Raw genomic sequence first — 13,003 nt, forward strand, 5'->3', positions numbered from 1 at the left:
GGCCGGCTTACGCCTCTTCGTCCTGCACGAGCGACGATACTTGCACGACGTAAGCTTTCACCGTCTTGTTTCCTTGCTTCAGATCCTCGGTGGAAGTGTATGTGCCCGTGACGACCGCCGGACCGGTACCGAACTTGAATTTGCCGGTCAGCACAATGTACAGGTCGTCGAACTTGACGATGGCCCGATTGTCCGCAACCGATAAGATGTCGCATTGGAACACGACCTTTGAGTTTTTGTACTTCGGCAGCTCGTTGGCCGTAATGCTTTTAACTTCCTTCGCGCCTTCTTTCGTATCCTTAGCCGTGCCGTCCTTCGGGTCTTTTTTCTCCGCGTCCGGCTTCGCATCGCCGTTTCCGTTCGTGACAGCGTTGTTCCCGTTTTCTTCGGACTTGACGAAGACATACCGCCCGCCGCGGTATTCGTAGACCGCTTTCGCTCCGGTTTGGGAGCCCGTAGCTTCCGTACCGTTCTTGTCCGTACTGTTCTTGTCGGCACCGTTCTTCTCCGGCCGCTCGGGCACGGGATTATCGGCACTTACGACACCCGGACGCACCGACTCCAGCTTATCGGCCTCCAGATCGAGAATCGGCTTAAGCTCGGACCCGTGCGCTTCGAACGCGACATAGCGGGCTTTCCGCTTTTTGGAAGCCGCTTCGAGCAGCAGCACGGGCTGTCCTTCCGGGCTGAGCTCATCGGCCGGGCGGATCGATTTGACCGCGGCCAGGTCGCCCGGCACCGCTCCTTCTGCGACTTCGATGCGCTGGTCCCCGAACAGCCGGGCGAGCACGAGCTTTTTCTTGTCCGTAACCGCAGCGGCTGCCGTTTGCGCGCCGTTCGACCCTTTCAGACTCGTGGCGGCGGTGAGGGCGCCTTCGATGCCGGCCTTTTGAAGCAGCACGGCCGGATCGCTTTCCAATCGGCGCTGACCGAGCGCCTGTAGTTCTTTGGACGTGTCGCGGTATGCGCCGAGCGTTTTGTAGAGCTCTTCGGCCTCCGCATACTTTTTCGCGGCGATCAGCTGCTCCGCCCGGGCCATGCGGCCGTTCACCACCGTTTGGATGTACCCGTTCAGCTTGCTGCCGCTGCCGAAGAGCTCCTTGTAGGACTGCACGGTCTTGGCAGCGTTCAGGAAGCCGCCCAGATCGTTTCTCTCCAGCTTGGCCAGCGTGTCCTGAGCCGCCTTCTCAAGTTTTGCGGTGACCCAAGGAGCTTCCCAGCCCCGGTCTTTATAAAATTTTTGCAGCCCTTCGCCTTCCTTCAACATTTCGTCCAGCGATTTGGACTTGACGAGTGCGTCCAGGCGGCCTTGGTCGTATTTTTGCAGCAGCGGGTTGAGAGCTTTTCGCTTCGCCGCTTCGTCCTTATAATAGACCGCGGGAATTTGCAGCAGGAAGCCGACAGCGGTATCGGCGTCGAATTTTTTCTTGGCGACGGCGCCTTCGACGCTTTGGATCAGCGCCGTCTTGACGGAGCCGAACGCTTCCGCGAAACGTGTGTCGATATTGTAGGACGCTGCGGTTTCCGCGAACCGCTTCTGCGAGCCTTCGTCCAGCTTCGCGACCTGCGACTTGGCGCTCTGATACGATTCGTACGCTTTCACTAAACTGCCGGCATCGTTGACGGCAACCGCCGACGCGATCTGGTCGTTCAGGGACGAGAACAGCCGCTTCGCTTGCGTAACCGGCTGAAGAGCGTTGAGCGCCTGCTGCGTTTCCGCTTCTTTATAATCGACGAAGCCGATGTTTTGCGCCTTGAGGAACAGCTCTTCGGCTTCGACCGCGTTGCCTGCGGCAAGCTGTGCCGCCGCCTGCTGGTAAAGCTCCGCTTTTTGCCACCAAGCGTAGACTTTGACACCCGCCGCCAAGAGCGTGAGGACGAGGACGGCAATCGCGGCGTTTCTGTAACGGACGGACCGTTTATACGTAGAGATAGACATAGGCAGCCTCCTTTCCTTTCTACAGGATGCCTTGGAATTCCGGATCGAAGTCGTATTTCAGCTTCACGGCATCGCGCGCTTTCTGGGTCAGCTCGGGATCGGCGTCCGGCTGCTCGGCAAGCAGCCGGCACAGCCGCAGCAGCCGGTCCTTGGGCAGCTCCTGTGCGTGGTCCAGCAGCAGGCTGCGGTATGCGTGCAGATTGGACTTCACGCGCAGCGCGGCTCCGGCCGCCGCCGTCAGGACGTCTCTTCCCTCGGGAAGCCTTTCGATCATGCCCCGGTATTTCATGACGTAGTCGAGCGCTTCGCGGGTAATGAGCTGCGGACGCACTTTGCCGATTTCATGTATGTATTCGATCACGTCTTTGTCAAAACGGTTCGGCAGAAGGGAGCTGAGCTCGAGGTCCATATCGCTGCGCAAAATAAATTTGTTCAGGCAGTATACCTTTAAAATTTTGATCGAGTCGTCTTGAATGAAATAACCGATCTCGCGGAACTTTTCATAGGCGGTTTTAAAGTCTTCCGCCCGGAGGTCCGCTTCCGCATCGTCGATGTCGAGCAGCAAGCCTTCGCGAATTTTTTGCTGATCTTGCAGGAGTAAACGGCCTAACGTACGTCTATATAAGATAGGCTCGTAGCGCTTATGCAAAAAAACGTACAGCGCGAGCAGCAGGGCGGCGCCGACGACGGACAAAATCATCTGCTCCGCGTTGCGGGCGAGCAGGAAGGCGAGGGCGCCGATCGCGCCGACAGCCAGCATGCCGGTCTGCCTGCGGTGCTTCAGAACCGCTCCGGCCTGCTCGGGGACGGCGCTGCGGCTTTGCTCGGCTTCGCACGACAGGCAGCGGTCGTCCCATAGACAAGAATACCGGCCGCACCGCCGGCACTGCTTCAAGCGGTCGAACAAATGCGAGGTCGCCTGCGTTTTGCGGAATTGAACGGCGGTTTTAGTCGTCATGGCCTTCACCTTGATCACCTTGATTTAACCTTGCGGCGAATGCGGCATCGATGTCCGCAAGCGGGACGTCTTGCTTCCGGCTATAAAAGCAGTACATAAAAAATGCTAGAAGAAACAGGGCTCCAAGAGCCAACACAGCTACGGTCAGCATGATTCTCTCCCCGGTATTTTCGAATTTGAAAGGCGATAACTTAAGAATTCTGTAAGGTTTCGCTAGTGGAATTTTACTTTCTGACCAGTTAATATGAGATTAGTAGACAACATGCAGTTCCATTGTACTACCCTCTACGGCAATTTACTACACTATACCATATTGGTTCGGGATGGTTCGACATCGGGCCGTCCATAGGTTTGGAGGAATGAACCCCGTGAAAATCATCAAAGTGCTGCTCCGACCGGTCGCCGCTCTGCTGCTCGCCGTCCTGATGCCGCTTCAGGCCGCGGCGGCCCCGGCGGGCGCGGTCGATATGAAGATGGATGCCGTTCTGTCGGTGGACGTCAGCACGTCCATGAACGAGAGCGACGTCAACAAAGTCAGCAACGAAGCGATGAAAATGTTCATCGACATGGCATCCGTGCAGGGCGACAAAATCGGCCTCGTCGCCTATACCGATCAAGTGATGCGCGAAAAGGCGCTGCTTCCCATCAACTCCGCCGCGGATAAGCAGGACTTGAAATCGTTCATCGACAAGCTGTCCAAGGGGCCTTATACCGACATCGCCGTCGGCGTAAGCGAAGCGGTGAAGGTGCTTGAATCCGGCACGGAGCCGGGGCACGTGCCGCTCATCGTGCTGATGACCGACGGCAACAACTCGCTGAACGCCGGCCGCACGCAGCAGCAGTCCGATCAGGAGCTAAACGATGCGATCAAGAAAGCGCAGGACAAGGGCATCCCGATTTATACGATCGGGCTCAATGCCGACGGAACGTTGAACAAGGCTGCGCTGGAGCGCATCTCCAACGAAACGAAAGGCAAATCGTTCATCACGAGCACGGCGGACAATCTGCCGCAAATTTTGAGCGAAATTTACGCAAGCCATTTCAAGCTGAAGGTCGTGCCGCTGACCGGCTTCGTGGCGAACGGGCAGTTTCAGGATGTGAAGGTGACGATTCCGAACGCCAGCGTGCAGGAAGCGAACATCTCAATCATGTCTTCGAAGCCGGTGGAGGTCAAATTGTTCGACCCGTCCGGCAAAGAGCAGAAAATTCCGTCGGACCGCGTCGTTTATACGGCTTCGAGCGCTTACTCTTTATTGAAGGTATTAACGCCGGCGCAAGGCGACTGGAAGCTGCAGGTCAAAGGGGTCCAAAAGGAAAAAATTAACATTAATCTCGTTTACAATTACGATCTCCAGCTCGTCATGGAGCCCCTGGCATCGACGACGCTCAAGCCGGGCGACGAAGTGCAGGTCCAAGCGTATTTGCAGAGCGCCGGACAAAAGACGACCGATGCGGATTTGTACAAGGGCCTGAAGGCGTCGGCGGTCTTGACGGACCTGGATACGAAGAAGACCGAGGAGAAGCCGCTGACGATCGGTGCGCAAGGCATTGCGGGCAGCTTCAAGGTACCGGACGCGCACGATTACGAGCTCAAGATTAAGGCGGAAGGCGCGAACTTTCTGCGCGAGACGGCGCCGGTGAAGCTTACAGCTAAATCCGGCGGAGCGGCGTCCAAGCCTGCGTCCGAGACGGCGAAGGAGCCGGCGGCCGGTGCGCTCAGCCCGACCATATGGGCGGCGATGATCGCTGGAGTGCTTCTGCTTGCGGGAGCCGTCCTGTACGCGCTATCGGCTTACCGCAAAGCGAACAAGGGCTTCGTCGGGCAGCTCGTGATCGAGGTCAAGGACGAGGACACGGGCGAGCGGACGAATCCGCAGTACCGCAAGCTGAACGCGTTCAAGGGCAAGGTGACGCTGCATCAGCTGCTCCAGCTCGCGCCGGAGTTTGCGGAAACGCAAAATATCGTCTTCCGGCCCGGTCCGAACGACACGGTCCTGCTGCATAACGCGACGTCTTGCGTCGTAGAAAAAGGCGGACGGGTGTTCGATGCCGCCAAAGGAAAAGAAATTCGTGCAAATGACCGCATCAAAATCGCGCTTCAAAACGTCAATAAGTCGATAAGCGTCGAATACTTGAAATAAATATCCCATTTGGCCTTGGTAACAGGAGGAGTCCGGACATGAAAGCAGTAGTCAGAGAGCATATACAGCAGTTGGACGTATCCTTGGGCGGCGGCATTGTCAGCGAGAAAATCCGCGTCGACACGATCGACAACCCGATGCTGGTCATCGGTCTCGGCGGAACGGGCATCGATGCGCTGCTGCGGCTCAAGTATCAGGTGAACCGGCGGTTCAAGCTGCCGGAAGACCCGTTCACGAAGAAAAAGCGCGAAAAACCCGACAACATCGAATTTCTCGCGTTCGAGACGAACGAGCACGACCGCAACAAGCGGTACAAGGGCATCGGCCTCGATCCGATGACCGAATTCGTGCTGCTGTCGAACGCGGAGATCGGCAGCGTGCTGCAGAACCGCAGCATTTTGGAGCCGTACATTAAAGAATGGCTGTCGCCGGAACTGACGATCACCGATGGCATCAACGGCGCTTCGGGCGTCCGGCAAGCCGGCCGACTGCTGCTGTTCACGAAGATCGTACAGGTCGTGCAAACGATCGAGCGCAAAATCAAGACGCTGTCGGTGGGCACGAACAAGAAGCTGATGGTGTTCCTGCTGACGGGCATCTCCGGCGGAACGGGCAGCGGCTGCTTCCTCGATATCGCGTATATCGTTCGCGGCATTCTGGAGCGGGATTACGGCTCGGCCGGCGTCGACAAAGTCGGCATTCTCGGCTACCTGTTCACGCCGGACGTCAATTTGGCGAACAAGGCATTGACCGAGCATTCGCGCGAATATATCAAGAAGAACGGCTATGCGGCGCTCAAAGAGCTCGACTACTGGATGAACGTGGATGAGCGCGGCGACCGGTTCAAGCAGCAGTACGCGAACATTTTGACCGTCAACTCGCCGATGCCGCCTTTTAACCTCGCGCATCTTATTTCGGCGACGAACCTCGAAGGCAAGCTGCTCGAAAATGCGTACGACTACTGCATGAACGTGACGGCGGAGAACATCACGAACTTCATGGCGAGCGAGCAAAAGCAGTCCGGCGAGGAATTCGCGATTCACGACTACATCAGCAACATCCGCACGAACATCAATCAGATGCCGAAGACGTATGCGGCGAACTATCAATACAATATTTTGGGCGCGTCGTCCGCAGTCCTGCCGATTGAGGAAATGACGACATTTTTGGCTTATAAAGTATTTCAGCGCATGTCGACGATGTTCGAGGCGGGTCCGAGTCAGGAGGACGTCGAGAAGCTTGCGCACAAGCTGGGCCTCGACCCGGATTCGATCCACCGCGAATTCGACAAAAACGTGCCGGAGCCGCTGCCCGGCTATCAGAACAGCGAGCGGCTCAGCTACAACAACGTCGTCAAGCAGCAGATTGTCCATATTGACACGGAGCTGGAGCAGAGCTACCTGTCCCGGGCCCGGGAGGAGTACATCAAGGCCCGCAAGCAGCTGCCGGGTCAAATCCGGGAAGTGTTCGCCGAACAGATGGGCAAAATGTTCCGTCATCCCGAGCAGGGGCCGTTTTACGTGTCGCGGATCATTTTGCAGGACAAAGGCTTTTGTCTGCTGAAGCTGATCTCGTCGTACATCGAATCGCTGAAGGAAAATCTGTACCGCATCCCGCGGGATATCGAAGCGGCGGGCGACACCGCCGTACAGAAGCTGACCGAAGCGAAGAGCGCGTTCATCTCCAAGGACAAGAAGAAGGACGCCTACATCGAAGCGAAAATCCAGGAGTACCTGCTGCACTCCGACCGCGAGCGGATGGAGCAGATGATCGAGTTTTACGAGGATCTGTACACGCTCATCAACAACGACAATTCGCGTATTTATCAGGTGTTTACGGAAATTTTGAACGAGCTGAACAAAATTTTCCAGAAAAACGGCGATATCCTCACCAAAGGTCAGGAAGAAGTCGATCACAAGGGTAACCGCACGTATTATTGGAACATCGTCAGCGTGCCGGATATGGCGAAGCTGATCGGCGACGTGACCGACGAGAAAAACGTCACCGAGCTCATCCGCGACTTTACGCAGGAGCTGCTGGAGAAGTCGAACCAGTGGATCAAGGAGCAGGAAGTGGACGTCGTCAGCTCGATTTCCGAGTTTTTGACCGAGCAGTTCAGCGACCTGATCACGAAGTCGATGGAGGATTTCCTGATCATCAAATACGGCCACGAGGATTCGCTGGAGAAGCTGGTGGAGCAGAAGATCGCCGGTCGTCTGTATGAGGAAGCGAAGCCTGTGTTCCATCTGACCAACAGCTCGGGCCACTTCAACTTCCCGTCGTGGGGCTTCGTCTCCGTGCCGGTGAAGGCGCCGAATATTTTCAAGGGCATCCGCAACTTCCAGGATAACGCCATCGCGAACTCGCGCTTTACGATCAAGGAGAGCGAAGTGAAAAACCGCGTCTTCTGGCTGAACACCCAGAACGGCATTCCGCTGTTCCTGTATACGCCGCTGAAAGTATACGAGGAAAGCTACGAGCGCTCGATTCTGGAACCGGAAGGCGTCGGACGCCATCTCGTCCAGACGGAGAGGACGAACTGGACGTACCTGCCATCGCCGATCCCGGAAAAATCGTGGGGCGATACGTACGAAAACGCCCGCGTAAAACATTACAACGCCGACGTCCGCAGTATGTTCGACCAATCGCTGGCCTTGCGCATCATCCGCGAGAAATCGGCGGATCAAGGTACGACGGGCCGGTACGAGTGCGTATTCACGAAGCCGTTCGATCTGGAGCAAAAGCTGGCGTCGTACCCGATGCAGCTTGACGCGGCGAAGCCGAACCTCGGCGAGATCAAGCGCTGCGTCGCCGACCTGAAGGCGCTTGTGGCAGGCGGTCTGGAACAGGACGGCCTCAAGGACATCTTCGGCAGTGTGAACGAGGAGATGGCGAAGGAGAACCTGATCCGCTCGCCGGAGCTGCTGCGCCGCGTCCGCGAGGAGCTGGGCAAGTACCGCCGGATCGAGGCGAAAATCGCCGAGCTGGAGCAGGTGCTCGCCGCCCATCAGGACGAAGAGAAATTCATCCAGCAGTTCATCGAGGCGATGTATACCGGCGCGATCGTCAAAAAAGGCGCGCTGTACGTGTACGACCATGACGCGGAAGAGGACCCGTGGGAGCCGTTCGTCAATCTTATGCAGGCCGGCAAATTCCCGGAATACGAAATTTACCGTAAAATCCGCGCCCTCGACGCGAAGCGCCTCGGCCTGCTTCAGCGCAAATCGTCGAAGCTCAGCCAGCAGCTTACCGGGCAAGAAGACATCAGCGGCTTGTTGACGAAGCTGCAGGACATGGCCGGCGCCTACCAGGACGCCAAGTCCGCGCTCGACTACGATCGCGGCGAATATGTCGACGGCGAAGACATGTACCAATTCTACAAGCAAATCGCCAGCAAGGTGAGCGACATCCTTCGCAGCTTGAAATAGCAGCTTCGTATGTCATAGCGATAGCATATAAATACGCAGCCGATCCAAGGCTGCAGCGGTTTTTTAGTTAACTTCGTGAAATTTAGCGAGATTAGGCAAGATATGCCCTGGAAGAAGCGCTTGCGCTGTCCGCCTTTGAAACCCATGAATATTCCTTAAAATATAATCGGCATTCATGGGTTTCAAGAGCGGCTGGAGGGGGATATCTTGCCGTTCTCCCGGCTTAATTTCACGCTCCGATTGGAGGGTCAGGATCATGCGGGAGAAATTGATGCAATTCGCGAGCGCATACGCCGCGGAAACAGACAGCATGGGAACGGGCGGGGATGAGCTTCGCAGCATCAACCATCCCCTCGTGTTCCTGTTCGTCGGCGACCGGTCGGCAGAGGCGCTGGAACAGGTGTACGACCTGAACCGGAAAAAGTGGAACAACAGCGCCGGCGTCGTTTATTTACATATCGGCACGGAGGACGGCGTACAGGAGGCCGCCGCGCGGGACAACGTCTACAGCTTCCGTCTCGGCGGAGGCGGCGGAGACAAGAAAACGCAGCGCGCCGAAGGATACAGGCAGTTTTACCGGAACGAGGCGAAGCTGCTTGAATTGAACGTCCTCCTGCGGCAGATGAACAGCCGCATCTCGGAGTTCGGACGGCTGTACGCCTCCCTGCAGCGGGTCAATATCGCCGTGGTCACGCGGGTCGACGATCCGCTCAACGCGCTCGTGCCCGAGCTGACGGTGCTGATGAAATCGATCTTCGGCGAAAGCTTCCGCTCCGTGGTCGTCGACTTGTACGGAATGCTGCAGGAGCAGCAGCCGGGCGACGATTTCGCGTATGCGGCATCGCTTGGCGTCAGCTTTATGCGCGAGCTGGACGAAGTCCAGCGGCGGGAATTCCGTTTGGCCGCAGATCTTCAGGTGACGGGCGATGGCATCCGGCTGCCGGTCGAGCACCGGGACGCGGCCTTGTTCGACACGGTGTATATGATCGGAGACAAGGACGAGCGCGGGTTGTTTGCGGCCGGCGGCATGCAGCGGTGCTATGAGATCGTTTGTCATTTGAACCTGCTCAAGAACCGCAAAGCCGCTGACGAGGTCGATCCGAGGCACGGGGCTTACAACCACCAGCAGTTCAAGCAAAACATGATGCCGCCGGGCGAAGCGGGTGGCATTTATGCCTCTGCGGGGTTCGCCAAGGTGACTCGGCCCAATCAGGCGATCGCCCTGACGGTGCTGTATCATCTGTACCGGGGGATGCTGCAGCGGATGCGCGATAACGCGGTGATCCAGCCGACGGAGCTGCTGGAGCTGGCCGAGCTGGACCCGCGGAAGGCGGAGGCAAGCGTCCGGGCCGCAGCAGGCGAGCGGGCGAATCCGGTCGACGCCATGTACGGCTTGCTCTATGAGAACGTGCCACACCACGAGCTGCGGTCGATGTCTCTGCGGCAGGCGGAGGCGGCTTTGTTCGGGGGGAACGCCCGGACCTTCTTCGAGACGAATGCCGTCCGGGTCATGGAAGCGGCGCTTGAGGCGCGGGACGGAGCCGGAAGGCTCGCACAAACGCTGCAGCGCAAAGCGGTCGATCAACCGTCGTACGGGTGCTACTGCATGTACCTGTGGACCTCGGAGCAGGAACGCGGCGCGGAGACGCCCAGTCTTATCGCCATGGTCCGGGAGTGGCGCAAGGAAACCGAGCGACATCTGGAAGACGGCAAGCTGGACCTCGAAGCGCTGTACGAGGAGCGGGTGGAAGATCAGCGCTATGCCAAAGGCTCGCTGCTCGGTTTTCTTTCCCCCAAGAGCCAGGTTAAGCCGTTGGCCCGGGGAATGCTCGAGCAAATCTACGGCTTGAAATACGAGCTGCTGCTGCTGGAGCTGACCATTCGCGAGCTTCGGAGCTATGAGCGGAAGCTGGAAGAGATCCACGACCGGATGAAGCGGTACGTCCAGCGGCTTCGCGACATCGAAGCGGCGCTGCTCGACGCGAGCCGTCGCAGCATCTCGGAGACGAACGATGAGCTGGGCCGCAACATTAACGAATACTACGGCCATGTCGTCGAAGTGATCGCGGCCGAAACGGAAAACCGCCAGGGACCGCAGTTTTATTTTGACGAACGGTGGGTCGGGAACGTCACCGCGCTGCTTGCGCAAAGTGACGAAGCGCTGATCGACAAGCTGATTGCGGCGGCGAAGCGGGAATGGTTCGTCCATCCGCTGTTCCATCAGCCGTTCGAGCAGGAGCTGCTGGCGCGGGCGAACGTGGCGGTCAGCTACGACAACCGCGAGGTGCTGACAAAGGAAGAGCTGTACCGCGATTTGTACGTGACGCTCGAGAGCGAGGCGGCGATCCGGCTGGACGTCTACAACTATACGCACAAGCACCGATATGAAGAAAAATATTTTTTCGGCGATTTTCAAAGCGAATTGATCCAGTATGCGTACAGTGTCGATCATGGGAGCCGCACCTACAAGCTCGGCTGCATCCATGAGAAGAAGCAGAGTGGTGTCGAGAAGCTGAATCTGATGGGCGGATTCCGCATCGCCGATCTGATGTACTACCGGAACGGCAGGCGGTATTACGATACGTATATGCGCAGCGGATACGAGTTCCACGGACGCGCCTTGCCGGAGGAACCGGAGGCGGAAAGGAGAGAGGACGGCCATGACGAGCGATAAGGGCTCGCCCGTGTATATCCGATTTTTCGAACCTGCGGATGCTGAGGCGCTGCTGGCCCTGCATGTGCGCAATCGGGATTTTTTCCAGACGTATATGTCCATCCGCGACGAATCCTTTTTTACTCTGGAGGCCCAGTCAGACTGTATCCGCCAATGGAGCGACGAGCGAAGTCAAGACCATCGTTATGCCTTCGGCATATTTCTGGCGGAAACGGACGAATTAATCGGGCAAATTTCGCTGTTCAATGTCATACGCGGGCCGGTGCAAAAGGGCACCATGGGCTACTGCTTGGACCAACGGCATAACGGGAAAGGATATGCATCCGAGGCGGTTCGGCTGATCGTGGCTTTTGCGTTTAAAGAGGCCGGCTTGCACCGGATCGAAGCGGGTGTGATGCCCCGTAACGGGGGCTCCATGCGCGTGTTGGAGAAGGCGGGCTTCCGCCCGGAAGGCTTGGCGCGCAAAAACGTAAAAATCAACGGGGTTTGGGAAGATCATCAAATGTTTTCGCTTTTGGACGAGGACGTTTGAAGTAGAAAGTGAGGAAGGCCGATGAAACGTCGGAAATGGAATCCGCTGCTGACCGGACTCAGCATCGTGGGTGGCTTTCTAGGATTTATTGCAGGGGAAATGATGCTCAGCCGATGGGAAGGAACGATGCACGAAACGTTGCTGATGGGGCTGTATTTCGGGGTGTTTGCCCTGATCGTCGGGCTGTGCTGTCTGCTGGCGGAGATCCTGTCGCCGCAATTGAACGGAAGAAACTGGCGTCTCCGCTATGCCTCCGACGGATGGAAGCTGCTCGTTCCCGGCACGCTTCTTCTTCTTTTTGCGGCGGGGGCGCTGTTTCAATGGGCCTACGGGCTGTATTTCGATTCTGCGAAATCGGGGCGGCCGCAAGATTACGTGCTTATTCTGGATACGTCCGAGAGCATGAAGCAGAACGACCCGAACAAGCAGAGCTTGCAGGCGGTCAAGTCGCTGATCGGGCAAATGGACAGCAACAAGCGGGTCGGCGTGCTGACGTTCAACGATACGGTGACATGGGTGCAGAAGCTAACGCAGCTCGGCAGCGAATCCGTCAAAAGCCAGGTGCTGGCGCAAATCGACGCGATTCCCGCCCCGACCGGGGGAACCGACATCGCGCAGGCGCTTACCCAGGCGATCGACCATATGCAGAAGGAATCGCACCGCAAAGGAGCCGTCATTCTTATCTCGGACGGCTACAGCGATGTGGATATCGCGCAAGTCGTACAGCCTTATAATCTGGAAAATATCACCATACACACGATCGGGATGAAGCAGCCGAACGAGGAAGGGAGCCAGTTGCTGCAGCGGATCGCCGAAGCGACAGGCGGAACGTTCCAAGAGGTGAAGCAGGCCGAACTGGTGACGGACGCCTTCCGCAACATTTATTTGAAAGACCATCATTTCCATCTCATGAACGAACGGCAGGGACAGATGCAAGGCAGCGGTTGGCATGCGGCGCTGCGGGTCGTGCTGATTCTGTTCATCGGCGCGCTGCTCGGGCTGTCGCTTGGCATCGTGTTCGATAACCGCTTCCTGGCGCGCAGCTTCGTTCTCGGCGGCATGATAGCCGGTCTGCTCGCAGGCCTGACGCTGGAATACGGCCTGCCTTCGGAGCATCCGAGCACCGTGCGCGCTATAGCGGATCTTATCCTGGCCGTCGTGCTGTCGCTGTCCACCTTGCTGTTCGCCGTGCAGGAAAGCACCGGCGCGAACACCGGTCTTCGCCGCGGCAGACCGCGCGAGCTGTATGCCGGTTCGGATGGCGAGAGCAGCCGCTATGGCGGAAAAGACGGCAGCCGGACCGGCAAGCGGTTCCGATAACGACGGGAGGC

General features: G+C 57.6%; 8 protein-coding genes. 5 read left to right on the forward strand and 3 right to left on the reverse strand.

Annotation, left to right across the window (positions count from 1 at the left end):
• Window positions 1–7: 7 nt before the first annotated feature.
• From KQX66_RS11540 to KQX66_RS11550, 3 genes are read right to left on the reverse strand one after another with little or no spacing between them, the layout of a single operon-like run.
• Window positions 8–1,939, reverse strand: a complete 1,932-nt coding sequence (locus tag KQX66_RS11540) for a hypothetical protein (RefSeq protein ID WP_216792606.1) — start codon at window positions 1,937–1,939, stop codon at window positions 8–10.
• A gap of 19 nt (window positions 1,940–1,958) precedes the next feature.
• Window positions 1,959–2,897 (reverse strand): hypothetical protein, encoded by a 939-nt coding sequence (locus KQX66_RS11545; protein WP_216792607.1) that lies wholly within the window; start codon window positions 2,895–2,897, stop codon window positions 1,959–1,961.
• Window positions 2,887–3,048, reverse strand: coding sequence for a hypothetical protein (locus KQX66_RS11550; protein ID WP_216792608.1), 162 nt, complete (start codon window positions 3,046–3,048; stop codon window positions 2,887–2,889). The genes KQX66_RS11545 and KQX66_RS11550 overlap by 11 nt, the downstream gene beginning before the upstream one ends.
• Window positions 3,049–3,322: 274 nt before the next feature.
• Between KQX66_RS11550 and KQX66_RS11555 the strand changes: the two genes are divergently transcribed.
• The 5 genes from KQX66_RS11555 to KQX66_RS11575 all read left to right on the forward strand — a co-directional run bounded on the left by KQX66_RS11555 (window position 3,323) and on the right by KQX66_RS11575 (window position 12,992).
• Window positions 3,323–5,038 carry a vWA domain-containing protein gene (locus KQX66_RS11555; protein ID WP_253957094.1) on the forward strand — a complete coding sequence of 572 codons (1,716 nt, stop codon included), beginning with the start codon at window positions 3,323–3,325 and terminating at the stop codon, window positions 5,036–5,038.
• A 38-nt stretch (window positions 5,039–5,076) separates the two neighbouring features.
• Complete coding sequence (locus tag KQX66_RS11560; protein WP_216792610.1) at window positions 5,077–8,466, forward strand: tubulin-like doman-containing protein; 3,390 nt, start codon at window positions 5,077–5,079, stop codon at window positions 8,464–8,466.
• Window positions 8,467–8,722: 256 nt separating this feature from the next.
• The gene (locus tag KQX66_RS11565; protein ID WP_216792611.1) at window positions 8,723–11,140 is read left to right on the forward strand and encodes a hypothetical protein; all 2,418 of its coding nucleotides are present in this window, start codon (window positions 8,723–8,725) and stop codon (window positions 11,138–11,140) included.
• The gene (locus tag KQX66_RS11570) at window positions 11,127–11,672 is read left to right on the forward strand and encodes a GNAT family N-acetyltransferase (RefSeq protein WP_216792612.1); all 546 of its coding nucleotides are present in this window, start codon (window positions 11,127–11,129) and stop codon (window positions 11,670–11,672) included. Before KQX66_RS11565 ends, KQX66_RS11570 begins: the two co-directional genes overlap by 14 nt.
• A 21-nt stretch (window positions 11,673–11,693) precedes the next feature.
• Window positions 11,694–12,992: a vWA domain-containing protein gene (locus KQX66_RS11575; protein WP_216792613.1), complete on the forward strand. Its 1,299-nt coding sequence runs from the start codon at window positions 11,694–11,696 to the stop codon at window positions 12,990–12,992.
• The last annotated feature ends 11 nt before the right edge of the window (window positions 12,993–13,003 follow it).

This window comes from Paenibacillus oleatilyticus (genome assembly GCF_018998565.1).
In the GTDB taxonomy this organism is placed as follows: Bacteria; Bacillota; Bacilli; order Paenibacillales; family NBRC-103111; genus Paenibacillus_G; species Paenibacillus_G oleatilyticus.